Here is a 22,995-nt window from a genome sequence, read left to right as displayed (position 1 = left end):
TGCTCACCTCGTTTTTTCTATATTTTAACATAATTTTAAAGCGGGCATCCCCGTTTTTCTGTTTTCTTTGTATATATATAGTAGCTATTTTACATAACAAAGGAGATGACGTAATGAGTAAATTATTATTAAAAGAACAGCCGTTAATCGTACTGCCGGCGCTAGCAGTTAAAGTAGGAGTGAACGGAGCGCTGTTTCTTCAGCAGCTTCACTACTGGCTTGAAAAAAGCGTAAATGTACAGGACGGATATACGTGGGTATATAACACCAATCAGCAGTGGCTGCAGCAGTTTCCATTTTGGTCGCTTTCAACGATTCAACGCATCATTTCAAAGCTTGAAAAAGAAGGCCTGATTATAAAAGGAAAGTACAACCGCTCTAAATTTAACAACACGGTCTGGTACCGGATTGATTATAAGAAACTAGAAGAGCTTATGCCAAGTGATGAGTTTGAAGAGCTCGAAGATGTCAATTTGACAGAAGGGGAGAGTCAAATTGAAGCAGCGGATTCACTCACTGTGACGGCTTCATTAACAGAGACTACAGCAGAAAATACAAATCAAATAAAAAGAGAAGAAGACGCGCATGATGCTTACGTACAAACGTTAGAAGCCGCTTTTATTGCTAGAAGAAACCGAGGGGTGTATCCTTCAGCAAGTGACTTGAAGCATATGTACGAAGTCGCAAAAAGCGAAATACCTGTAGAAGAGGCGCTCTCTGGACTGCATGAAGCATTTGATCACTAGGTGCCTAAATACAGCGGCGATACCATTCGGGCATTTGCCTATATCAAACAGCATCTTTTTCATAAGCATTATGTAACGTCACAGCGTACGCTAGCGAGTCAGCAGACTGAAAAGCCGCTTTCCTACGCTACTAAAAAGCGCGTCATTCGCAAGGAATTGACGCCGGATTGGCTAAGAGAAAATGAAGAGACAGAGCCTTCAGCTCTTGCTTTTAAAGACGATGCTCACTTTGAAGAAGAAAAGAAAAAGCTTGCTGAAAGTCTTCGTGAGCTGGAGCAGGAATTAAAAAATAATTGAAAATACCCCTGGACTTTTATAAGATAAAAGATAGTAAACCTTTTGAATACGAAAGGTTTACTAGGTAAAAGAAAAGCGGCTTTTAAAGAAGGTGCGCCATAAACGTGATAAAATTTTTGTTTTTGCTGTTTATGCCAACAATCTTTGTTTTTTTCGGTTTGTGGCTTATCCAAAATGTGTTGGTAACATTTGTTTGCTTTTACGGCTGGATGTTTATGATTTTATATGCGAATAATAAAATTAACTTTAAGGTAGCGCTTACAAAAAAATCTCTGTATGTGGGAACTCTGAGCGGAGTTCTATGTGCCGCTGTGATAATTGGAAGCAGCCTGTTTTTTTCTGGTAAAATCTTTCATGCAGAAGATATGCAAGCGGTTTTGCAAATATGGGGATTTAGCGAATGGAAAGTTATCATTTTAGCCGTCATTTTGATTTTTATTAACCCTTATTTAGAAGAAATGTATTGGCGAGTATATATACAGAATAAAGTGAAGAAGCATCTATCTTTACCTGCTTCAACCATTGTTACATCAAGCTTTTATACGCTTTATCACCTGTTTATTATTCTGCCCGTTTTTGCGTTTCCTTTTAATTGGATCTCGGCTGCAGGCGTTTTTTTAGCAGGTATAATGTGGGCGTGTATAAGGGAACGATATGGTGCCGAAACGGCAATTATTAGTCATGCGTTAGCGGACGCGGCGATTATGATTGTATACGGATTATATGTAAGATAGTGGTATTATGTCAAAAAACCATGAATCGTTATTCATTTATAACTTGTTTTCATGGTATAATAACAATAATAGTAAAATTTTATCAACACATTTGAATTGAAATAATGTATACTTGTAATACAAAGATTGAAGCGTTTACATAAATCGGAATACACATAGTTAATCTGGGTCCGATGAAAACTAAAAAAAAGAGAGAGATAATTACTTGGAGGAGGAATAGAAGTATGTTTGTACCTATTGAGCGTAAAAAAGTATCTAGTCAAGTGCTTGATCAATTAAAAAAGATGATTAAAGAGAAAACGTTCCCGCCAGAGTCTCGTTTGCCGTCGGAACATGAGTTATCCAAAATGTTTGGAGTGAGCCGCGCACCAATTCGTGAAGCACTAAGCGTTCTTTCTGCCAGCGGATTAATTGAATCACGACAAGGCGGAGGAAGCTACGTAAAGCGTGTAAACTTAGTTGGCATGCTTGATCCAATGACGTTTGAAATGGTTGAAGCAGATCAAGTGCTTGAATTAATTGAAATGCGTATTATCATCGAGTCGCAAGCAGCAAGCTTAGCCGCGCTGCGCCGTACGGATGAAGAACTGATTGAAATTAAAGAATCGTTAGAAGCATTTAAAAAGACGGTTCATAACAGTGAAGAAATTGGACATGAAGCGGACTATCGTTTCCATCATGATATTGTAAAAGCTGCTCATAACTCATTCCTTCTTCATGCTGTAGAAGATTTAGGTCATTTGTATCGAAAAGCGCTTGCTTATTCGTTAAATAAAAGCCAAAAAGAAAATCGCAAGCAAACGGATGCCGATCATGAGCGTATTTTTGAAGCGATTAAAAATGGAGAGCCAGAAGAAGCAGCAGAAGCGGTTCGTGATCACTTAGAGCACGTTCGCCAAAAAGTAATGGTATCTCAATAATAAAAAACGATAGCCTCAAGGGCTATCGTTTTTTATTATTTCGTTCATGTGAGGAAATAAAACATGTTGAAAACGAAAATTTACGCTTAAGCCGGTGCGAATGTGCCGGCTTTTTTGTATGAAAAAAGAGAAAATATCTAATTATACTCTTGAATAATCAGAAAATACAGTATTGTTAATAATTTTATAGCGTGGTATTTTTATTAACAAATGTTACTTTTATTTACATTTTAATGTTAGTTAATCTAACATTAAAAGGAAGGGGAGGGATAAGATGCTTTCATCAAGCGTCGGGTATTTGATTTTACTGATTTTTGGAGGAGGCTTTACAGCCGTTACAATCATGATGCAGCGCCGTCAAGGAAAGGAAATGACGGCTGAGCAGTTTAGTACAGCCGGAAGAAATGTAGGCGTTGGTCTGGCGAGTGCATCCATTATTGCTGCATGGACATGGGCCGCTACGTTAATGATGTCTTCTTCTACAGGCTATCAGTACGGCATTAGCGGACCGTATTGGTACGCAGCGGGAGCAAGCATTCAAATTTTGCTGTTTGCCATTGTAGCGATTAACCTGAAGAAAAAAGCGCCGAACGCTCATACGTTTTTAGAATTTATTGCACAGCGTTTCGACGTAAAAAATCATCGTTTAATGCTTGGCTTTGCTCTTATGACAAATATTATTGTGACCGCCATGGTTATTTTAGGAGGAGCCATTGCTTTAAACTCTCTTACCGGGATGAATATTTTTGTTGCCGCTTTTTTAATTCCTCTTACGTTTACCATCTACACCATGATTGGCGGTTTAAAAGCCTCATTTGTTGCTGATTATTTTAACACCGTTTTTATTTTTATTATTTTATTTATTTTTGCTGCTGCCGTCTATTATAAGTTCGGCGTAACAAGCGTGTACGAAGGGCTGAAAAATCTGCCTCAGTCACAGCATATGCTTACGATGGCATCGGTGCCGGGCCTTTTGTTTGGGATGATTAATATTATAGGGAACTTTGGTACGGTCTTTGTGGATCAAGCATACTGGCAGCGTGCCATCGCAAGTAAAAACAGCGCTGCTTCAAAAGCATATATTTACGGCGGAATTGCCTGGTTTTCGATTCCCTTTGCCGTTGCCACTTTCCTAGGTGTAAGTGCGGCTGGGCTTGGAATTGCTGTAGATTCACCGGATTCTATCGCGCCCGTTATGGCGTCACACGTGCTTGGAAATCTAGGTTCTATTTTGTTTTTAACGATGCTGTTTATGGCGGTAATGTCGACAGGAGCGGCTGAATTAACGGCGATCACAAATATTATCGTAACGGACATTTACCTGCGTTCTATCAATCCAAAAGCAAGCAGTAAAAAAATCTTAAGCACGTCGCGAAAAGTGACGCTTGGCTTTGGGCTGGCGATGGGCGTGTTTTCCATTTTACTGTTTTACTTAGGAATTAGCCTTGGGTTTGTGTATATGGCCATGGGTATTTTCGTCAGCGGAGCCGTTATTCCCGTTACGCTTGGACTGATGTGGAAAAAAGCGACGAATACAGGTGCATTTTACGGCGCGCTTTTAGGAATGATTGGCGGCGTTGTCGCATGGAACACATCTGCTTACTTGATTAACGGTCACATTGATGTAGAAGCCCTTGGCGGACTGTATCCAATGCTTATTGGAAATTCTACCGTTTTTATTATCAGCGGAGTTATATCAATCGGACACGGTCTGCTTGCTAAAAAAGAATTTGACTTTGATGAACTAAAAGACAAATTCAAAAGCTTTGATGAACATGGAGATGAACCATTAAGGGAGGAAGTGGCGTATGGATCCACAACAACAGTTAAATAAAGATGCAAAGCTTTGTACGCGCTGGGCGCTGGGACTTACATTTTTGTTTGTCCTCTTGTTTCCAGGCGTGATGTTTTTAACGGGCTATCAATACACGCTTTCCTTTTTTAAAGGCTGGACGTATCTTGCGTTTGGCTGGCTGATTATTGCAGGGATTTGTATTATTGTTGGGCCTGTGGTGGAGTTTGTGAGGGAGAAGAAGGAGAGAGATACAATTTAATTTGTCAAAACAATATGAATTTCAAATGTGTTAGTTATAAAAAAAATCACAAATCATATTCTAGTGAATATGGTTTGTGATTTTTTTGTAAAGATATTTAAAATTGTGTTAATTTTTGGTAAAATATACTTTACTCTATAAAACTGTATTATGGTGTTAAACGGGATTTTACTATTTTATTTGACTGTCTTTTGACATAAATGAAGGGAGGTGAAGTGAGTGTATATCGTCTCTTTAGAAAAAGCATGTTATGCAGAACTTCAAGCAGTAGGTTCAAAAGCTTACAATCTCTCAAAAATGATTCAGCACGTTTCTCATATCCCTACAGGATTTGTTTTAACATCTCACGCGTTACATTCCTTTTTAACGTTTAACCAAATAGAAATAAAAGCAGAAGATAGCAGCGTCATAGAAAAGAAGATTCAAAGCGGTACTTTTTCTTCAGCTCTGCAAAAAGAAATTATTTCTTCGTATGCCAATATTCAAGGTGCTGGTGTGAAAGCCGTAGCCGTAAGATCTTCTTCCGCACTTGAAGATTTGGAGAATGCGTCTTTTGCCGGACAGTATGAAACGATATTAAACGTAAGAAACAGAGAAGAACTTTTGACAAGTATAAAAAAATGCTGGGCTTCTTATTTTTCATCCGTTGTTCAAGCGTACGCCGAAGATAAAGAAATTTCGCTTTCTAATCCACAGATGGGTGTCCTTGTACAAGGAATGGTTGAGGCTGATGTATCAGGTGTGATCTTTAGCGTAAATCCTATTACAGAAAGTGAAGATGAAATAGTCATTAACGTGGCGTACGGCTTAGGAGAGGGAATTGTATCAGGTGGTGTTACGCCGGATTTATTTATTATTCATAAACAATCAAAAAATATAATGAAAGAACTAGGATTAAAAGAGTATAAGCTAGTGTCAGATTTTACAGGAATAACAAAAGCTGTGACAACAGATAAAGAAAAAAATGAATTTTCTATATCAGATGAAACAGCACTACAGCTGCTTCGTTTAACGAATCAAGTAGAGCAGTATTGTCAGTACGCTGTAGACATTGAATTTGCCATAAAAAATGAACATATTTATTTGCTTCAAGTGAGACCTGTTACTACATAATGAAAAGGAAAGGGGAAATCAAATGAACGTATTATCTGCATTTCAAAACAACCTATTTTTAAGTGAGGAAGAAAAACAAACGGGATTTTGGGTACAAGACAACCTACATATCGCACATGCACTAAGTCCTTTATACGCTTCCTTTCAGCTTCCGGCAATGACTTATGGGACAAAGCAAGGTTTTGAAACGTTAAAACTGCCTATCTATCAATTTGTAGTGAAATTAGCAGATGGAAAAATGTATCAGCAAAATATCCCGTTTCCCGGTGACGTAAATGATCGCTTAAAGGAGCACCAAGAAGCAGTGAAGCCGCTGTTGCCTCGACTTAAACCTAGATTATACAAGTACGTTAACGAGGTGTTTTTACCTTTTTATACGGAAGTTAAAAGAAATGCAGAACGTCCTTTATCTTTAAAAGAAGCAGAAGAAAAAGTAAAAGAACTGCATGATTTTTATAAAAAAGCTTGGCAGCTTCACTTTGAAATTGTCATGCCAAGAAGTGATTTAGGAATGATTTTAGAAGAGCTATATGGAGCCTTGACCGGAGACGCGAATACCGCTTACGTATATGATCTGCTGGAAGGCGTAATGAACAAGTCACTTGAAACGGATCAAGCACTGTGGGAACTAACTGACAAAGTCAAAGATTCTAATCAATTAAAACAAGCTTTTACGGCACAGAAGTCAGAAGACATAGAAGCAAGTCTATTAGGCACAGCTGAAGGAAGAGAATTTTTAAAGAATCTGCAAAGCTTTTTGAATGAGTATGGCTATCGTTCTGCAAATTCGCATGAGTTTATTGATGAAACGTGGGTAGAGAATCCTTTACATGCGCTATCGGTTATTGCTGGCTATGTGCGTAAAGATTACGACTTCAAGAAAAATTATGAAGGGGTCGTAAAAAAGAGAGAAGAAAGCTATCGTGACGTACTCGCAAAAATGCCGGAGTGCGAAGAAAAAGAGCAGTTTAAGCTGTTTTACGGCTGGGCATTAGACGCGTGGGGGTTAGATGAAGATCATCATTTTTATATCGATGCGATGCTGCCTGCTACAGCAAGACTATTTTTGCTGAATGTAGGAACTCTTTTAGCTGATCACCAAGTGATTCATCAGCCTCAAGATATCTTTTATTTTTATTACGATGAATTGCTGGAAGTATTAAAAACGCCCGTGGCATCTCATGAACTGATCGTCAATAGAAAGCAGGAGTTTGAAGAGAATCGTCATAAAAAAACGCCGCCTGCTTATGGAACACCTCCTCAAACAGGAGAAGATCCTTTATTGGAGCGGGTATTCGGAAAAATGGGGCCTCCAGAAGTAGATGAAACGCAAAAAATCTTTAAAGGAAGTGCCGCTTCAAGAGGCGTTTATACGGGAGTGGTAAAAATTATTTCAGATCCAAGTCAATTTTCTAAACTTGAACAAGGAGAGGTTCTTGTGTGTGAAACAACAGCACCCGCTTGGACCACGTTATTTTCGCTTGCTGGCGCAATTGTAACCAATGCAGGAGGAATCTTATCTCATGCAGGAACAGTGGCTCGTGAATATAAACTTCCAGCGGTTCTTGGCACAAAAGTAGCTATGGATCTACTAAAAGACGGAGATGTTGTTACCGTAGACGGAACTAACGGAGTGGTGACGATTGAACAGCAGTAAGCCGTCTTTGATTATCTTTTCCATTTTAACGGGAACTTTTTTAATTCCCGTTAATTCCACTATGATTGCGGTAGGCTTACCGTCTATTGCCAAAGCGCTTCATCTTTCCATCGTACATGTATCAGTAGTGGTAACTATTTATTTAATTGTGATGGCAGTTGCTCAGCCCATCGCGGGGAAACTTGGCGATTTATATGGAAATAAAACTATGTTTGTAGCTGGAATGATTATTTTTTTAGTGGGATCAGCGGCCTGTGTGTTTTCATATAACTTACTTTCACTCACGGTCTTTCGAACGCTGCAAGCATTAGGAGGCGCACTAGCTACGCCTAACGCAACAGCCATTATGAGACACAGTTTGCCAAAAGAAAAGCTTGGAAGAACGCTTGGGTTATTTGGGTTGTCAATGGGGCTGGGAGCAGCTGTAGGGCCTGTATTAGGTGCCTTTTTAATTAAGTATCTGGGGTGGACGTCGATTTTTTGGTTTAACGTTCCTTTTGCTGTTCTATCGTTGATTTGTTCATTTATATACGTGCCGTCTATCGTAAAACAAAAAGCAAAAATGCTGGATATATGGGGCGCTTTTTTACTTGGAGTAAGCATGACGAGCTTTACGCTAATGCTGACGCACCGTGATTTGTTTAATGCTTGGACTATTTTTATATGCATAGCGTCTATCGTTCTTTTCATTGTGCAAGAACGCAAAGTCCAAGAGCCGCTGATTGATTTTAAGCTTTTTAAGGTTCGTCCCTTTTTTTCTTCAAATCTTTCCATTCTATGCAGTAATTTTATGATGTATAGTACCATTTTATTTGTTCCGATTTTATTAGAGAAGCAGTATGATATTCGTTTAATTGGTGTGCTTCTTTTCTTTTTTTCACTAGCCATGTCTATTTCTTCTTGGCTAGGAGGATTGTTAGCAGAAAAGGTAGGGAAAGAACATCCGATACGATTATCGTTTCTTATTTCATTGCTTGCGGCGATGCTTTATTTCCACTTAGCGAATGCCTCCACTTCTTATACCATTGTATCTTTATTAGCAGGAGGAGTGGGAGCAGGAATCGGTGTTTCATCTATGCAGGCTATGAATATTCAATCTGTCAAAAAAGAGCAATCAGGCACTGCATCGGGCATTTATTCCACTTTTCGTTATATTGGAGGAATGTTAGCGTCAGCTGCGGTGAGCTTGTTAGTAGGTACTACTGGTCTATTGGTGGTTCTATGTATAGCCGGAATAGCAGGATTCCTTGTGTCGTTAGTTGGAAAAGAAAAAGAAAAGCAAGTTTCCTTGTCCAAAGACGTTTTTAAATAAAAAAAGAATAGCCAGCGGAGAAGCAGACATTTTTTTTATTGCACGTGCTGAAAATGAGGATGTGCTAGTCCAAAGGCTACTCTATTTTTAAGTTATCGCTCTTTTTTCAATTTTACACACCCACCGGTAATACTGAACCATCACCCAAAAAAGCACTGGATTTAAGAATAGTGAATACCACCACGTCCACCATCCGTAGTGAAAATACCCCCAAGGAGCAGGGAGAAGGGCCACTACTTCATAAAGTAAAACAGCAACCGACCAAACGAAGATATAGGCGGCTTTTTTTGTGAGTTTTCCGGCAAAAGGATAGTAGATAAGAAAAAGCATGTTCACCGGCGGAATGAGAACAGTATAGGCAAAAATACCTTGCCAGTCTGTATCAGGTGTAAAATACCAGTAGCCGTGAAATTTAAAATTAATAAAAACGTCAAAGATATGCTGAGCAGCAATGGTGAACATCCAAATGTGAACAATTTGATTTGCTGTGAAGCGCTTGTTTGTTTTAAAAGCAAGAACGTTAAATACTAAAATAGAAAGAATTAATCCAATCATATTGGTTCTCCTTTTGGTTTCTTGACTATATTGTATAATTTTAGGAGATTGAATCCAATAGAGAAATGGACATACTACGAATTTTCTGCGGTGTTTTTCACAGGGACGGACTGTATTTTTTTTCGATTTCTTAAAAATGCGATCACGAGTAAAAGAGAAGGAATGACAATTTGAAACGGAAGATGTAAAGTGAACGGAATGATTTTTAACCCTTCATATACATGTTCGAAATAGTTTTGAGCAAGAGACAATGAATAAAACAAAACGACTAAGCCAATTGGAAATACAAGCGGTGACGGGTTTTTAAGCTTAAACACGTGGGAAAGGCCCAGCACAGCGGCATAGAAAAACAGACCGATTTTAAAGAAGCCGCCAGTGATTAAAGCCAGCATAAAAAACACATCAAGCCGTTCTAAAAAACCTGCGAATTGAATGCTTTGAACAGTGCTTAAAAGTGGAAAAGCAGAGCTCGATGTTAAGGTGACGCCCAGCACACCTATATTCACAATCATTGTAATCATAAGGTTAATACCGTTTAACGTAATTGCGCTGAATACAATCAGAGCGGTCTTTTTCACATTTTTTGTGTATGGAAAGATCATTGCAAATACAATCACTTCGCCAAAAGGAAAATAGAGCGTTTGACTGTACGCAACGCGCAGCACCGGAGCGATGTCTTTTTCAAGAATCGGCCGCAGGCTTGTAAAATCAATAAGGCCGGAAACAAAGATAAGAATAAAGCCAGCAACGGCGAGAACATAGATAAAAATAAAGAGCAGTTCTGCTGAACGTGCCATTACTTCAATCCCTTGACGAACGGTATAGATAATCCCAAGCATCAGCAAAGCGTTCACCATAAAAAGCGGCGTATCGGGATAGACGAAGGTGAGAAGCATTGCTCCGAAATCACGCAGCACCCGCGCGGCTCCGTTAGCAAAATATAATACGTAAAGAAAAGCAAGTATGCGCTTTTTAACATGGAGCATATGCATCATGTAAGTAAAGAGTTGGGAAGAAAATAGGAATATTTTGTTAAAAAATAAGTGGGCTAGCCGAAGATATAAGAGAGAAGTACGTAAAAGGAGAGAGCGCGTTGGATTTATTTGAAGTTATATTAAGTATACATATTGGACTGGGCATAATTTGTTTGCTTTCAGGAATGGTGTCTATGCTAGCGGCTAAGAAAAAAGGACGGCATACCAAATGGGGAGAAGTGTATCACGGTTCTTATGCAGCACTGGCTGCCACAGCTATCATGTTAGCGATTTGGAAATGGAATGAAATTGCCTATCTATTCTATATTGCCGTATTTTCATACGGATTAGCGATCTACGGCTATGCAGCACGCAAGCAAAAATGGAAGAGCTGGCTTCAACACCATATTCGCGGTATGCTGGGGTCTTATATCGGAGCCGTTACCGTGCTGCTTGTGAATGTTGGAGACGGTATTCCGCTGTTAAACAAGCTTCCCGATCTTTCATATTGGTTTTTGCCGACGATTATTGGCAGTCCGCTTATTTACATAGTCGCAAGACGCTATAGAAAAACTTCTTCCGTTTCTAAAAAAATATCATACTAACCAAAAAAGCCTTTTACCACAAAAGGCTTTTTTCTATGGCGAACATTTGTGCTATGATAGAAAAGCAAGGAGGCTACAGCATGAAAGAAAATCATCAGTTTACCATACATACGAATAAAGAAAAGCTTGATATAGAGGTCATCTACTCGTACCTTCATCATGAATCGTACTGGGCAAAAGGAATTCCGCTTCACCTTGTTCAAACGTCTATTGAACATTCCGTTTGTTTTGGCGTGTATGATAAGTGCGATAAACAAGTAGGGTTTGGACGGATTATTTCAGATTTTGCGACGTTTGCTTATTTGGCGGATGTGTTTATTCTGCCGCACGCCCGAGGCAACGGGCTTGGAAAAGCGCTGGTACAAGAAATGATTGGCTATCAGCCGATTCAACACGTACGAAAAATTTTATTGGCAACAAAAGATGCTCACGGTTTGTATCGTCAGTACGGATTCAAGGAAGTTAAAAATAAGCAGCTGTTTATGCAAATTTTTAAAAAAGGCATGTATGAGCGGGGGCTTTATTCAAAAGAAAATAAAATACTGCCTGGAAAAGAGGGATAAGTATGGCTGAAGAATTACGTAAAAGCGTGTTTAATGAAGAATTGATTACGCACTTAAGCGACGCTTTTTCACGTGAAATGAGTTCATTTGATAAAAAAGTGTTTCATGAACTGGTTTTTCAACAGGACTGGGAAGACTTAGGGCTGAAAGAGCGTATGAGAAGAATTACGCTTTCGATGCATGAAGTGCTGCCGGAAGATTATGAAGAAGCGCTTCATATTCTCTATAAAGTGGCTCCAACGGTAGGAGGGCTTCAAGGCACGATTTTTCCAGATTATGTTGAACTGTACGGATTGAACGCTTGGGAAGCTTCAATAAAAGCACTCGCTTTTTTTACGCCGTTTTCCACATCAGAATTTGCGGTGCGTCCGTTTTTAATTCAAGATAAAAATCGAATGCTTGAGCAAATGATTGAATGGGCAGGAGATGAAAACCATCATATTCGCAGATTAGCAAGCGAAGGGAGCCGGCCTAGACTTCCGTGGGGACAATCAGTACCTGCGTTAAAGCAAGATCCAAAACAAACGCTGCCGATTTTAGAGCAGTTAAAATGCGATGAATCGCTCTATGTCCGCAAAAGCGTAGCCAATCATTTAAATGATATTTCTTACATAGAAAAAGATTGGATGCTTGATGTGGTGAAAAGCTGGTACGGAAAAGACGTTAAAACCGATTGGATCGTTAAACATGCGTGCCGTTCACTTTTGAAAAAAGGAGATCCTGAAGCTCTGTCTCTTTTTGGCTATGGAGATGACCCAGGAGTGAGTGTCACAGAGCTTAGCTTACAGCCGCATACTATTAAAATCGGCGATAACATTGACTTTTCCTTCCGATTATCGGTGAAAAAAAACATGCCGCTTCGCATAGAGTACGGAATTCATTATGTAAAAGCAAAAGGAAACCGCACTCAAAAAGTGTTTATGCTAAAAAATGTTCAAGCAAAAGCAGGCCAAACGCTTACAGCCACAAAAAAACATGCGTTTAAAGATTTAAGTACAAGAAGACATTACAGTGGTACGCATACGCTGTCTGTTATTGTAAACGGAGTGGTAAAAGCAGAAGCGGACTTTGTGATAGAGTAGCTCTTTCCTCATGGAGAGAGCTTTTTATGTTTTTATAGAGCTGATGAGGAAACTTAAGTCAATAGGTTGCTGCCTCTTTACTTATTTACAAAATCGACTGATAAACATCCATTTAAATTCCTTTTATGGTATATTAATCCTTAAGGAGTGGTGAAGTGAAGAAATTTATGGTGGGCACATTGAGTGCTTTTTTGGCAATGTCATTGGTAGCGTGCTCAAACTCTGCTAGCAAAGAAGAGAGCGGCTATAGCATTCAAAAAGTGAAAGTCAAGATAACGGATGATGCCGATTTAATTGGAAAAGTTGGTATACAAGATAGCAAAGGAAAAATGGTCGACGTAAAACCAAAAGCGCTTTATTACGAGTTTAAAATGAAGCAGCAAGGCAAGCGTAAATTCTATCAAAATGATAAAGACGAAATAGAAGCTAAAATTATACCGAATGAAGATTTAAAGAAAGCATCTATCAATATAGTAGGCGTTAATGTATTTGATGAGGGGCATGATCAGTTCAGCACAGGTATGGGAATTGAAGAGTTTAACTATATGAAAAAAGGAAAAGTCGATGTGCACTACGATCTGGGCGCGACTGTTAAAAACAAAGAAATGCCCATGGCTCCATCCGATCAGAAATTAAAAAAACTCCAAAAGGCTGCGAGGCATGGAAAACTCGTCATCACAAGAAATAACAAAGAAATTGGCCGATATGATTTAGAAACGCTAGAATCCGTAAAGAAATGAACATAGGAGAGATAGCTACATGGAATATGAAACAGCTAGACTACCGCAAAGCGGTCTCGAGGAAGTTCTGAGTTTTATAGCAGTTCATACATAAAAAAGAGGCTGGGAGAAACGTATTTTAGCTGAAGTGAAAAATGAACTATTTATCGAAAATTGATTCATAGTTCGTGTTTTTTTATTAAGATGGTGAACGTAGGTCTCATGTATGTAGCTGCTTCTAGCTGTTGATTTTGTTATGTCCAAATCTCTTTGTTATAAAACCGCACTCGTCTCCTACATTAAAATAGTCAAAAAGGTTCAGTTCCCTTATCTTGAAGTTATTTCCTTAAACGGTATAATTATTTATGTAACATTTTAAATATTTTAAAAATTTAAAATGTCTAATCAAGGGGATGGGGAGGAGTAAATGAATGAAAAAAACTGTAAAACGAACGGCCGTGCCGGCTCTTTTGTCGATTGGATTATTGCTGTCGCCGCTTGCGGTACAAGCTGAGATGCCTTATTACGGAAAAGACTATAGCCAGCCGGAAAAAATTAAAGCGCTTTATCCGGAAATAAAGGTGAATGAAGCAACGCCGGCATTTATGAAAGGACAAGACGCATTTACGACTCAAGAAGAAATGATGAGCTATGTCCAAAAGCTTGCTCATAAAAGTCCGTACGTAAAGCTGAAGATTATCGGAAAGTCACAGCAAGGACGGGACATTCCAGCTCTGTATTTTTCAAAGGAAAAGAAATTTGCGGATGGAAAAACATCCAAAAAGCCAACGATTTGGCTTCAAAGTCAAATTCATGGTAATGAACCGGCAAGTGGTGAATCCGTACTCGCCGTTGCGACGCGTTTGACAGAAGACTTTGGAAAAGATGTGCTAAATAAAGTGAATATCGTCATTGTGCCGCGCATTAATCCAGACGGATCTTATGCATTTAAACGTCAGCTAGCAAATAATTTAGATGGAAACCGCGACTACATAAAGCTTGAAAGCCCGGAAGTGCAGAGCGTACGAGCTGAATTTAACCGTTTTTCACCGGAAGTCGTCATTGATGCTCATGAATATACGCCTTACAGCAGCGGATTTAAAAATATCGGTAAAGAAGGCGTGTGGAAGTATCACGATATTTTACTGCAGTCCGGTCGAAACTTAAATATTCCGCAGAACATTCGCGACGTGTCTGATGAGCTGTTTGTGAACAGCACGCTTACGGCAATTGAAAAGCAAGGATATTCAGGAGAAGTATACTATACGTCTCAAGTGAATAAACAGGGGCAGCTTGAAGTGGAAGAAGGCTCAGTTGAACCGCGGATCGGTCGAAACTCATTAGGCTTGTATCCATCGTTTTCGTTTTTAGTCGAAAGCAGGGGAATTGGTATTGGCCGAGAAGATTTTCCGCGGCGAGTGAGTGCGCAAATTGCTACGCAAGAAAAGCTGATTACGCAAACAGCCGCTCATGCCAAACAAATTAAAGCGCTGATTGCAAAAGAAAAAGCGGCGCTTATCAAAAAAGGAAAAAATGCAAATGATCATGATCCAATTGTTGTGAACAGTGAAAATAAAAAAATACCAAACTCTACGTTAGAAATGGTTGATGTGGAAAGTGCGTCTGTTAAAGAAATTCCTGTGAGGTACTACAGTGCGAAGAAAGCAACGCCGACGCTTGTCCGCGAACGTCCCACTGCTTATCTTTTAAAACCAGGACATGAAGAGTTAGCAGCAAAACTGCAGGGACAAGGAGTAAAAGGCTTCAAGTTAACGAAAGAAACCGCTCTTTCCGTAGAAGCGTATAGCGTTAGCAGCCGCATTAAAAATGAAGCCTACGAAAACAAACCAAATGTAGACGTGCAAACAATCGTCAAGCCAAAAACGGTGACGTTCCCAAAAGGAAGCTACGTCTTTTTAACGTCTCAGCCGCAAAACAATTTATTGTCTCTATCGCTTGAGCCGGAATCTGTGGACAGCTTCACAACGTTTGGGTATTTGCCTTCAGAGGTAGGACAAGAGCTTGATGTTTACCGGTTTACGCGTTCCATTGTAAAGTCGCCTTTGCAAAAAGAATCCCGTAAATAATGAAAAAGCGTGGAGCTTGGCTTCACGCTTTTTATATTGAGATTTTTAAGAAGAAACCCACTCTCCGCCGTTTACATGCAGCGTTTGCCCCGTGACAAACCGTGAGTCGTCGCTTGCGAGATACACGTAGGTCGGAGCAAGTTCAAACGGCTGCCCTTGGCGCTCCATCGGATTGTCCACTTGTGTTACTTGATCAGCTGAAAAGCTTGCTGGAATGAGCGGCGTCCAAATGCGGCCCGGCGCTACGGCGTTTACGCGAATGCCGGCTTTAATCACGCTATTGGAAAGCGCACGAGTGAAACCAACAATGGCTCCTTTGGTTGCCGTATAGTCAATTAACTGTTCATAGCCTTTATACGTTACAATTGAAGCAGTATTAATAATTGAGCTGCCGGCTTTTAAATGAGGCAGAGCGGCACGCGTCGTGTAAAAGTGCGAGTAGATATTCACTTTAAACGTATGATCAAACTGCTCATCGGTGATGTCTAAAAGACTCATCTGCTGAAACTGAACGCCTACGTTATTGCACAAAATATCAAGCTGGCCGAACGTTTCTACCGTTTTTTCGACGATGTCTTTACAATGGTGTTTGTCCCGCACGTCGCCGGGAAGCAGCACACATTTTTGACTCAGTTCTTCAATGCGTGCTTTCGTACGGTTCGCGTCTTCATGTTCATCTAAATAAGCAATCGCAACGTTCGCTCCTTCTTTAGCGAAGGCAATGGCAGCGGCTGCTCCAATTCCGCTGTCACCGCCTGTAATGAGAGCAACTTTTCCTTTTAGCTTGCTGCTTCCTTTGTAATGCGGATTTTCGATGATGGGACGCGGAACCATCAAACTTTCTAACCCGGGCTGGCGAAGCTGCCGCTGCTCAGGAACCGTAATCGGAACGTCTTCATAGCGCGTAATTTTTCCGTAATTCGGCTGCATCGGATACCCTTGCTTGTCCTGATAAAATTCATTGTTTGGACACATAAAACAACCTCCTCAAAAAGCATCACTCTTTCACTCTATAACATAGATGTATCTCTCATGCATACGTATAAAGAGTGTAGAATGCGAGAAAGAAGGTGGGTTCATGCGATATTACTACAGTGAAGAAGTGAAGCTATTGCTAATGGACGGGTCAAATCAGACAGTAGAAGTAATCTATAACTCTGATGCTCAGCCTTTTCTGCTGCCGCTTTTAGGACCTCGTCCTCCTTTTTATGTAAACCCGCGCTATGAGAAGTATCTGCCTGTTTTATAGTACAAAGAGCCCTTCTGCATGAAGGGCTTTTAAATTGGCATTCTCTTTTATTTTCCTCGTGATTGCTCACGTGATTCATGGCGGTTTTTTCTCCTTCTAGAGAGGAAATAAATAAAAAAGCCGATTAATACAAGCAACGTGATAAGCAAAATACTAGTAGGAAAGTAAAGAGAGCCTATCTGAATTCCCAAATAATTTAACATCGTTATAACTTCCTTTCTTGATAGACAATGGTTTATTTTACTAAATACCCTTATAAGCTAATAAAAAACGTTTCCGCTGTTTTAGTAGGGAATTGATTGACTCTGTGCGCCAATAACCACGATATGCCCTTGTTTCATTTCTTCTTTATACCGGTTTGCTTCTTGATTGGATAAGCCGAGCGAAGCCATCTTTGAAAGAAGCTCATCTTCTCTTGAAAGAAGTTTATTTACCGCCGTTTCAAACATACCTTGCTCTGCCTTTCTGTACTTTTTTGTATGTGTTGCCTCCGTTAAATTCTTAGCCCATTCTTTATCGTAGGCCAGCAGATAAATATCTTTGCTTGTAAATCCTTTCTTTAAAAAAGAACGGATGACGCAGGCTACTTCCTCTTGGTTTTCTGCTATTTGAATGTGTTTCATACACGAACCAAACCTCCTGATAAAAGATATTTCTGAAATACATCTTCTACTCATTCTGTAGCCTTTGTTTCCAACTTTAAACTTGTTTTCTATGAATTTTCTATGATAGTAAAAGAGAATAGAAACATCATAAATTTTTAAAAAAAGATGTTTGAACTTCAAAACAGAAGGCTAAACCTAGACTATACTAAAAAGTTCCATCAAAAATAGGAGGAGATTAAAATGAATTTACAAGATCAACAAACACAAGGTCAGCCCCAACAAACGCAAGACCGCCAGCCGGGTATCGAAAGTGAGATGAATCCTCTCCCTATTTATGAGGATGACAATTACATTGGTACAGGAAAATTAAAAGGAAAAGTAGCGCTAGTTACCGGGGGAGACAGCGGAATTGGACGAGCTGTATCCATTGCTTATGCGAAAGAAGGAGCGGACGTAGCGATCGTTTACTTAAACGAACATAGCGACGCCGAGGAAACAAAAGCCCGCATTGAAGAAGAAGGTGTAAGATGTCTGCTGATTGCAGGAGACGTAGGAGACGAATCGTTCTGTAACGAAGCGGTAGAAAAAACGGTGAATGAGCTAGGAAAGCTTGATATCCTTGTGAACAATGCAGGAGAGCAGCATCCAAAAGAAAGCATCAAAGAAATTACGAGTGAACAGCTTGAACGAACGTTCAAAACGAACTTTTATTCATACTTTTATTTTACGAAAAAAGCGCTTGATTATTTAGGAAAAGGCAGTGCGATCATTAATACAACGTCAATTAATCCTTACCGCGGAAATCCTCAGCTGATCGATTATACGGCGACAAAAGGTGCAATCAACGGCTTTACGCGCAGTATGGCGCAAGCACTTGTCAAAGATGGCATTCGCGTTAATGCTGTAGCGCCGGGACCAATCTGGACACCGCTTATCCCGTCTACTTTCTCAGGTGATAAAGTAGGAGAGTTCGGTACAGACACACCGATGGGCAGACCTGGGCATCCTGTGGAGCACGTAGGCTGCTATGTGCTGCTAGCTTCAAATGATTCATCTTATATGACGGGTCAAACGCTTCATGTCAACGGCGGAGATTTCATGAACACATAATTGCTTCACCTATAGTAAAGGAGGAGAAAAGATGGGAGAACGCCAGAAAAGATCTATTTCAAATACACCAAAAAAAAGAGATGAAACGGAACAGCGTGTAACAGATCAAGACGAAACGTTATTTGAACGTTTCAAAGAAGAAGAAACGGTTGATCCTATGCCGTTGGAAGATATAAGACTTGAACAAAAAGAAGAGAAAAATAAAACGAAAACGAAAGATGAATCAGGTTCTGAAAACATTCATCACAGAAAATAAAAAACAGCCTTCTCGGGCTGTTTTTTTTGTTTGTATCCCTATATTAATGAGTGCTAGAAGCAATTACAATTTTTGAATCATCTTCTAATGCCTGAGCAAGATTCGATTTAATTCGTATATGATTAAAATTTAAACCAAGCTGCATCGCAGTAGTGGCTAATTCAGGACGAATGCCCGATAAAATCGATTTAACGCCGATTAAATCAAGGGCATTGATCAGCTGAAACAGCTCGTGCGCGACCATTGTATCGATCATCACAACTCCTGACAAATCAATATACAAATGAGCGATTTGCTTCTCTGCACACTGTTTTAACGTGCTTTCTAGGATCATTTTGGCTCTTGCTGTATCAATATCGCCGACTAACGGTAAAAGAGCAACGTCTTTTTTAATCACAATAACAGGTGAACTTAATTCATGAATCATTTCCTGCTGAGAGCGGAGGCGGTTTGAGGCATATTCCTGCGCTTCTGTGATGAATTTTAAAATAATAATATCAAATACTCTTATTACTTTTTCATTCCATACATCGAGGTGCTGCTGAGTGATGTCATCATGAAGTTCTGCAAATCGGCGAATATACTCACAGTATTGTTTGCGGACGTTCATAAATTCCTTAATAATACTTTGAATGGGGGTTCTGAGATGCTGCTGGTCTTTGGCAACTTTATTTAGCCACGTGTTAAAAGATTCAAAAAAGCTTTTTTCATCTTCTATAAAGACGTTGCTAATATATAAATGAAATTCATAATTTTGCGCTTTCAAGCGTTGAATGACGTCAGGATCGTTAGAGGTATATACGCCTTCAGAAGATTTTTTGTCCAAAGATTCATACCATTCTTCCGTCATATTTGGTGCACTTTCTAGCAGATAAGAACGTAAAGCGATATCTTTCTTCACTGTTATTCTCCTCTCAAACTGATAAAGCATCGCGCAGGTGCGCAATGTATTTATTATAGCACCTTTTCTATAAAGATGGATATGAAATGTATGTTTATTTTGCGTGTTAGGTTTTAAATGATTGTATATAGGGAAAAATTCTAATAAAAGGGGAAAGAGGGAAAGTATGAATACCGTGACGAACGATCAGTGGAAATGGTATCAGTTTGATTTAGAAGAGGCAGATGGAATAGCTGATATAATCAAAGACTATCAATATCCAAGAAATGAATGGTTTTGCCAGCAGCTTCAAAAGAAAAATTCTAATCATATTCAAGTAGATGTAATAGGAGAAAGTGAGCTCATTTATGGTTCACTGATTTATCATAAGGAGTCGTTTGATCAAAAAAATTACGATTCGTTTCATTTTTATATTACCGAGGAGTTTATTATAACGGCAGGAATCGATTTGAAAATCCTCGAGAACACCAATCATGAACGAATGATTGAACGCATGAAGCAGTCTGCTAACACGGCGGAAAGTTTTTTTATTCTTTTAGGCGAAATTATGAAAAAACACTTAAATGGGTTTGATCAGTTTGAAAGTCATTTCAGAGAGCTTCTGTGGGAAGTGCGCCATAATAATAACATCGAAGTGTTAGATGAAATTCACAAAGCGCGGTATGACCTGCTTATATGGACAAATTTAATCAGTTCTGTTCGAGAAGTCACTATGGGAATAGAAGAAGCGTTTCATAAAAAAATTAACCAAACGGTCGAATATCAGCGGATGTGTAAAAAAATTGAAATTGGCTTAACGCTGATTGAACAATATCAAAAAGAATTTGACGCGTTAATTAAATTAGAAGAAGTTGTGTCTACTCATCGAGGAAATGAGATTATGAAAGCTTTAACGCTGCTGACAGCAATCAGCACGCCTTTAACGGCTTTTGGAGCTCTTTGGGGAATGAACTTTAAAGGGATGCCGGAGCTTGATTTGAAGTTTGGCTATATCTATGCACTCATTTTAATTGTCCTTTCGACCGTTGCCATTTATCTCTATTTACGAATGAAAGGGTGGACGGGCGATCTGTTAAAAGGAAGAAAAAAGAATTCATTTTTTAAATAAGTTTTAATAAAAGCAGCCGCTTAATAAGCGGCTGCTTTGTTGTCTGTTATCCTCGCCTCCACGTCGTAGGCTCACCTGAACGAAGGCACCTTGGAAATAAATCGTTTTCTTTTAGCTTTACTTGATTGCCGTTTTCGTCGGTATAGCGACCGGTTTGCGGAACCAATTCTCCGGTTGAAAAGGCGTCATCTACAGGCTTCCACGTCGTTGATTCACGTGTGCGTGGGCAAGGTGTAAAAAGATCATCTTTTTGAAAGAGTTTAATTTCACCTTCCGCACAAACGTAAGCGCCCGATTCTGGTACAGCTTCACTCGTTCGATAAATGTTCTGTACGGTCTTCACACGCATCCAACCTTTCTTTTTGATTAGTTGTATTTTAGTGTTCCGGTCGTGGCGTCCATGTACGTACGGTCTTCTATAATATCTGAGTCGTCTAGCTTTCTAAAAGGAGCGCAGTAGCATACAACACCCGTCTCGATTTCAATTTCTTGAAATCCGTACGCACGGCAAAGGTAGTCACTGACGTCGCTTGGAGCTGGATGCGTATCCAACTCATCTAATGCTTCATTAAACATCTCTAAAAATTCTTTTTTCGAAAATTTCTTCTCATGATGCAGTGTTACTGGATCTCCAGAATCTGTTCCTTGTGCTAACGCGTAAAAATACATCGTCCTCACTCCTTGCATATATATAGTCGAGCTTTTTCTGAAATGTGTAAACAATGATTGTTAGTAAGTAAATTCCCTTAAATAAAAGAAATAAACGCGTTTGGAAGAAAACGATTTCTTTATGATTGCTATCTTAACGAGAATTCAGTGCTATCAGCGTTTGATAGCAAGCTGCCACAGGGTGATAATCGGCTTTAGGAGCCGGGCTTTTTTTCGAGCTGTAGCGTTCGTTTTGCTGATTTAACAGCTGATACCAGCCTCCATATGTGTGATCGATAAAGTGTTTCTGACAGTAGGAGAACAGGGCGTCGTATGCTTTCCAATATCCGCTGTCTGCGGTTTTTACCCCGAGCAGTGAAGCCGCAGAAATAGCTTCGGCCATCACCCAGTAGTTTTTATCCCGATCAATGACCTCTTCTTGAGGAGACAGCGCAAAGTAAAGACCTCCGTACTTAGCATCCCAGCCTCGGTTCCAGCCCATATCAAACAAATCTTTTGCACGTTCTGTCATCCAGTTTTCCGAACGGTGCCGATCAAGCCATAAAAGCAGCTTGCTCCATTCAAACTGATGTCCTGGTATAAAGCCGTACGGACGAAATTCATCTTTTGTATTGTTTTTATTGTAGTCCCAATCCGGCTGCCAGTCTGTATCATAATGCTCCCAAACCATGCCGCCGGATCGTTCAGCAAGCTGCTGAGTAACGCCTTTTGCAAGCGTGTACGCTCGGTCTAAGTATTTTTTATCTCTTGTTGCTTCAAAGGCAGAAAGCATCGCTTCGCACATATGCATATTTGCATTTTGGCCGCGATATAAAGAAGAAGCTGACCACGATGCGTCCCATTCGTCTCGGTAAAAGCCGTGCGCATCTTCCCAAAAGTACTTTTCCATCACGTCATATACCTGTTCAATTGTTTCTTTTGCTTCTGAAATGCCGGTTTGATATGCGATAGAAGAAGCTAAAAGAGCAAAAGCGTGGCCATATGCTTGTTTGGAATCATCTTTTACTTCTCCGTCATCGGCTATTTCAAAAAAATATCCGCCGTGCTCTCTATCATAATGGTTGTTTTGTAGAAAACGAATGCCGTGCTGAGCTGCTTCTTTGCACCAATCCGGTCCGTCTAAAAGAGCCCCTACACTGAAGATATAAATAAAGCGCGCCGTACTTACCAAGTGCTTTGAATGCGTGTTGTTGACGGTGCCATCGTCGTCGTATTCATGGACATACCCGCCGTTTTTATGGTCAATACAAGCGGGGTAGTAGAAATGAAGCGTATCAAAAATATGCTGTTTTAATGTGTGAGGTTCTCGAAACGCAGTTGAGGAAAAATCCGTTGCCGTGTTCATTTTATCACCATCTCAATCTTTGTTTTTAGTTATTTTTTACCCTAAGCAGTTGGGAGTAAACGCAAGGGTTTTTTTGCTGTTTCTGCTCTATTATTCTATTTTTGTTGAAAATGTATCAGTTTGGAAACAAGTTTGAAATATTTTGATATACTTTTGACACGATTATCCGGTATTCTAAAAGTACGTGCTAGCTGGAACGAAGTAATGGTAAACCTCTAGACGTCGAATAATTTTACTTAATGTTGTTCAGTTAAGGTTGAGCTTAAACATCGGATCCTGTTTTCACTTAACCTATTAAACTAGCAGCATGTATTTCTATTATATTTTGCAAATG

The 22,995-nt window shown here is 39.7% G+C and carries 26 protein-coding genes; 18 read left to right on the top strand and 8 right to left on the bottom strand.

Annotation, left to right across the window (positions count from 1 at the left end):
- Window positions 1-113: 113 nt before the first annotated feature.
- The 9 genes from ACN6NE_RS01710 to ACN6NE_RS01670 all read left to right on the top strand — a co-directional run bounded on the left by ACN6NE_RS01710 (window position 114) and on the right by ACN6NE_RS01670 (window position 8,833).
- Window positions 114-746, top strand: coding sequence for a hypothetical protein (locus ACN6NE_RS01710; protein ID WP_474324216.1), 633 nt, complete (start codon window positions 114-116; stop codon window positions 744-746).
- Window positions 747-1,043: a hypothetical protein gene (locus tag ACN6NE_RS01705; RefSeq protein WP_474324214.1), complete on the top strand. Its 297-nt coding sequence runs from the start codon at window positions 747-749 to the stop codon at window positions 1,041-1,043.
- A gap of 104 nt (window positions 1,044-1,147) precedes the next feature.
- A complete protein-coding gene (locus ACN6NE_RS01700; protein WP_474324213.1) occupies window positions 1,148-1,777 on the top strand; it encodes a CPBP family intramembrane glutamic endopeptidase in 630 nt (209 codons plus the stop codon).
- 224 nt (window positions 1,778-2,001) lie between these two features.
- Window positions 2,002-2,697, top strand: a complete 696-nt coding sequence (locus ACN6NE_RS01695; protein WP_013058211.1) for a FadR/GntR family transcriptional regulator — start codon at window positions 2,002-2,004, stop codon at window positions 2,695-2,697.
- Window positions 2,698-2,971: 274 nt separating this feature from the next.
- Window positions 2,972-4,531 (top strand): sodium:solute symporter family protein, encoded by a 1,560-nt coding sequence (locus ACN6NE_RS01690; protein WP_074895399.1) that lies wholly within the window; start codon window positions 2,972-2,974, stop codon window positions 4,529-4,531.
- The gene (locus ACN6NE_RS01685; RefSeq protein WP_129703281.1) at window positions 4,506-4,751 is read left to right on the top strand and encodes a hypothetical protein; all 246 of its coding nucleotides are present in this window, start codon (window positions 4,506-4,508) and stop codon (window positions 4,749-4,751) included. Before ACN6NE_RS01690 ends, ACN6NE_RS01685 begins: the two co-directional genes overlap by 26 nt.
- Window positions 4,752-4,970: 219 nt before the next feature.
- Complete coding sequence (locus tag ACN6NE_RS01680; protein WP_474324210.1) at window positions 4,971-5,864, top strand: PEP/pyruvate-binding domain-containing protein; 894 nt, start codon at window positions 4,971-4,973, stop codon at window positions 5,862-5,864.
- Window positions 5,865-5,886: 22 nt separating this feature from the next.
- On the top strand, window positions 5,887-7,521 hold the full coding sequence (locus ACN6NE_RS01675; RefSeq protein WP_129703277.1) for a PEP-utilizing enzyme: 1,635 nt from the start codon (window positions 5,887-5,889) through the stop codon (window positions 7,519-7,521).
- A complete protein-coding gene (locus tag ACN6NE_RS01670) occupies window positions 7,508-8,833 on the top strand; it encodes an MFS transporter (RefSeq protein WP_240702251.1) in 1,326 nt (441 codons plus the stop codon). The genes ACN6NE_RS01675 and ACN6NE_RS01670 overlap by 14 nt, the downstream gene beginning before the upstream one ends.
- 87 nt (window positions 8,834-8,920) lie before the next feature.
- On the opposite strand, the gene ACN6NE_RS01665 is transcribed toward ACN6NE_RS01670, so the two are convergent.
- Together ACN6NE_RS01665 and ACN6NE_RS01660 are read right to left on the bottom strand one after the other, a co-directional pair.
- Window positions 8,921-9,388: a hypothetical protein gene (locus ACN6NE_RS01665; RefSeq protein ID WP_129703275.1), complete on the bottom strand. Its 468-nt coding sequence runs from the start codon at window positions 9,386-9,388 to the stop codon at window positions 8,921-8,923.
- Between the two features lie 74 nt (window positions 9,389-9,462).
- Complete coding sequence (locus ACN6NE_RS01660) at window positions 9,463-10,416, bottom strand: GerAB/ArcD/ProY family transporter (protein WP_474324325.1); 954 nt, start codon at window positions 10,414-10,416, stop codon at window positions 9,463-9,465.
- 65 nt (window positions 10,417-10,481) lie between these two features.
- On the opposite strand from ACN6NE_RS01660, the gene ACN6NE_RS01655 reads away from it, so the two are divergent.
- From ACN6NE_RS01655 to ACN6NE_RS01635, 5 genes are all read left to right on the top strand, one after another.
- The gene (locus ACN6NE_RS01655; RefSeq protein ID WP_474324208.1) at window positions 10,482-10,967 is read left to right on the top strand and encodes a DUF2306 domain-containing protein; all 486 of its coding nucleotides are present in this window, start codon (window positions 10,482-10,484) and stop codon (window positions 10,965-10,967) included.
- Between the two features lie 80 nt (window positions 10,968-11,047).
- Complete coding sequence (locus ACN6NE_RS01650) at window positions 11,048-11,530, top strand: GNAT family N-acetyltransferase (RefSeq protein ID WP_129703269.1); 483 nt, start codon at window positions 11,048-11,050, stop codon at window positions 11,528-11,530.
- Between the two features lie 2 nt (window positions 11,531-11,532).
- Complete coding sequence (locus tag ACN6NE_RS01645; RefSeq protein ID WP_474324206.1) at window positions 11,533-12,612, top strand: DNA alkylation repair protein; 1,080 nt, start codon at window positions 11,533-11,535, stop codon at window positions 12,610-12,612.
- A gap of 155 nt (window positions 12,613-12,767) precedes the next feature.
- On the top strand, window positions 12,768-13,352 hold the full coding sequence (locus tag ACN6NE_RS01640; protein ID WP_474324204.1) for a hypothetical protein: 585 nt from the start codon (window positions 12,768-12,770) through the stop codon (window positions 13,350-13,352).
- A 410-nt stretch (window positions 13,353-13,762) separates the two neighbouring features.
- Window positions 13,763-15,418 (top strand): M14 family metallopeptidase, encoded by a 1,656-nt coding sequence (locus tag ACN6NE_RS01635; protein WP_474324203.1) that lies wholly within the window; start codon window positions 13,763-13,765, stop codon window positions 15,416-15,418.
- Window positions 15,419-15,463: 45 nt separating this feature from the next.
- On the opposite strand, the gene ACN6NE_RS01630 is transcribed toward ACN6NE_RS01635, so the two are convergent.
- Window positions 15,464-16,393, bottom strand: coding sequence for an SDR family oxidoreductase (locus tag ACN6NE_RS01630; RefSeq protein WP_474324201.1), 930 nt, complete (start codon window positions 16,391-16,393; stop codon window positions 15,464-15,466).
- Between the two features lie 103 nt (window positions 16,394-16,496).
- Between ACN6NE_RS01630 and ACN6NE_RS01625 the strand changes: the two genes are divergently transcribed.
- Window positions 16,497-16,667, top strand: a complete 171-nt coding sequence (locus ACN6NE_RS01625) for a hypothetical protein (protein WP_013084200.1) — start codon at window positions 16,497-16,499, stop codon at window positions 16,665-16,667.
- 284 nt (window positions 16,668-16,951) lie between these two features.
- Here ACN6NE_RS01625 and ACN6NE_RS01620 read toward each other — a convergent pair whose 3' ends face one another.
- A complete protein-coding gene (locus tag ACN6NE_RS01620; protein ID WP_474324199.1) occupies window positions 16,952-17,290 on the bottom strand; it encodes a YflT domain-containing protein in 339 nt (112 codons plus the stop codon).
- 222 nt (window positions 17,291-17,512) lie between these two features.
- Here ACN6NE_RS01620 and ACN6NE_RS01615 point away from each other — a divergent pair, with 222 nt between their 5' ends.
- On the top strand, window positions 17,513-18,382 hold the full coding sequence (locus tag ACN6NE_RS01615; protein WP_129703257.1) for an SDR family oxidoreductase: 870 nt from the start codon (window positions 17,513-17,515) through the stop codon (window positions 18,380-18,382).
- 31 nt (window positions 18,383-18,413) lie between these two features.
- A complete protein-coding gene (locus tag ACN6NE_RS01610) occupies window positions 18,414-18,638 on the top strand; it encodes a hypothetical protein (protein WP_028409498.1) in 225 nt (74 codons plus the stop codon).
- Window positions 18,639-18,681: 43 nt separating this feature from the next.
- Here the strand turns inward: ACN6NE_RS01610 and ACN6NE_RS01605 are convergent, their stop codons facing one another.
- The gene (locus ACN6NE_RS01605; RefSeq protein ID WP_129703255.1) at window positions 18,682-19,539 is read right to left on the bottom strand and encodes an STAS domain-containing protein; all 858 of its coding nucleotides are present in this window, start codon (window positions 19,537-19,539) and stop codon (window positions 18,682-18,684) included.
- Between the two features lie 166 nt (window positions 19,540-19,705).
- Between ACN6NE_RS01605 and ACN6NE_RS01600 the strand changes: the two genes are divergently transcribed.
- On the top strand, window positions 19,706-20,647 hold the full coding sequence (locus ACN6NE_RS01600) for a magnesium transporter CorA family protein (RefSeq protein ID WP_474324197.1): 942 nt from the start codon (window positions 19,706-19,708) through the stop codon (window positions 20,645-20,647).
- 46 nt (window positions 20,648-20,693) lie between these two features.
- On the opposite strand, the gene ACN6NE_RS01595 is transcribed toward ACN6NE_RS01600, so the two are convergent.
- From ACN6NE_RS01595 to ACN6NE_RS01585, 3 genes are all read right to left on the bottom strand, one after another.
- Window positions 20,694-20,996 carry a hypothetical protein gene (locus ACN6NE_RS01595; protein WP_240702249.1) on the bottom strand — a complete coding sequence of 101 codons (303 nt, stop codon included), beginning with the start codon at window positions 20,994-20,996 and terminating at the stop codon, window positions 20,694-20,696.
- 17 nt (window positions 20,997-21,013) lie between these two features.
- The gene (locus ACN6NE_RS01590) at window positions 21,014-21,316 is read right to left on the bottom strand and encodes a hypothetical protein (protein ID WP_474324194.1); all 303 of its coding nucleotides are present in this window, start codon (window positions 21,314-21,316) and stop codon (window positions 21,014-21,016) included.
- Between the two features lie 133 nt (window positions 21,317-21,449).
- Window positions 21,450-22,661, bottom strand: a complete 1,212-nt coding sequence (locus tag ACN6NE_RS01585; RefSeq protein ID WP_129703249.1) for an AGE family epimerase/isomerase — start codon at window positions 22,659-22,661, stop codon at window positions 21,450-21,452.
- Between the last annotated feature and the right edge of the window lie 334 nt (window positions 22,662-22,995).

This window comes from Priestia sp. 53B2, from assembly GCF_056099005.1.
This window is presented reverse-complemented; position numbering and strand designations above follow the sequence as displayed.

Excerpts from the sequence above, each read along its gene's own strand:
- ACN6NE_RS01710 (WP_474324216.1), top strand. The coding sequence starts at position 114 with ATGAGTAAATTATTATTAAAAGAACAGCCGTTAATCGTACTGCCGGCG.
- ACN6NE_RS01695 (WP_013058211.1), top strand. The coding sequence starts at position 2,002 with ATGTTTGTACCTATTGAGCGTAAAAAAGTATCTAGTCAAGTGCTTGAT.
- ACN6NE_RS01690 (WP_074895399.1), top strand. The coding sequence starts at position 2,972 with ATGCTTTCATCAAGCGTCGGGTATTTGATTTTACTGATTTTTGGAGGA.
- ACN6NE_RS01685 (WP_129703281.1), top strand. The coding sequence starts at position 4,506 with ATGGATCCACAACAACAGTTAAATAAAGATGCAAAGCTTTGTACGCGC.
- ACN6NE_RS01675 (WP_129703277.1), top strand. The coding sequence starts at position 5,887 with ATGAACGTATTATCTGCATTTCAAAACAACCTATTTTTAAGTGAGGAA.
- ACN6NE_RS01665 (WP_129703275.1), bottom strand. The coding sequence starts at position 9,388 with ATGATTGGATTAATTCTTTCTATTTTAGTATTTAACGTTCTTGCTTTT.
- ACN6NE_RS01650 (WP_129703269.1), top strand. The coding sequence starts at position 11,048 with ATGAAAGAAAATCATCAGTTTACCATACATACGAATAAAGAAAAGCTT.
- ACN6NE_RS01645 (WP_474324206.1), top strand. The coding sequence starts at position 11,533 with ATGGCTGAAGAATTACGTAAAAGCGTGTTTAATGAAGAATTGATTACG.
- ACN6NE_RS01635 (WP_474324203.1), top strand. The coding sequence starts at position 13,763 with ATGAAAAAAACTGTAAAACGAACGGCCGTGCCGGCTCTTTTGTCGATT.
- ACN6NE_RS01630 (WP_474324201.1), bottom strand. The coding sequence starts at position 16,393 with ATGTGTCCAAACAATGAATTTTATCAGGACAAGCAAGGGTATCCGATG.
- ACN6NE_RS01625 (WP_013084200.1), top strand. The coding sequence starts at position 16,497 with ATGCGATATTACTACAGTGAAGAAGTGAAGCTATTGCTAATGGACGGG.
- ACN6NE_RS01620 (WP_474324199.1), bottom strand. The coding sequence starts at position 17,290 with ATGAAACACATTCAAATAGCAGAAAACCAAGAGGAAGTAGCCTGCGTC.
- ACN6NE_RS01615 (WP_129703257.1), top strand. The coding sequence starts at position 17,513 with ATGAATTTACAAGATCAACAAACACAAGGTCAGCCCCAACAAACGCAA.
- ACN6NE_RS01610 (WP_028409498.1), top strand. The coding sequence starts at position 18,414 with ATGGGAGAACGCCAGAAAAGATCTATTTCAAATACACCAAAAAAAAGA.
- ACN6NE_RS01600 (WP_474324197.1), top strand. The coding sequence starts at position 19,706 with ATGAATACCGTGACGAACGATCAGTGGAAATGGTATCAGTTTGATTTA.
- ACN6NE_RS01595 (WP_240702249.1), bottom strand. The coding sequence starts at position 20,996 with ATGCGTGTGAAGACCGTACAGAACATTTATCGAACGAGTGAAGCTGTA.
- ACN6NE_RS01590 (WP_474324194.1), bottom strand. The coding sequence starts at position 21,316 with ATGTATTTTTACGCGTTAGCACAAGGAACAGATTCTGGAGATCCAGTA.
- ACN6NE_RS01585 (WP_129703249.1), bottom strand. The coding sequence starts at position 22,661 with ATGAACACGGCAACGGATTTTTCCTCAACTGCGTTTCGAGAACCTCAC.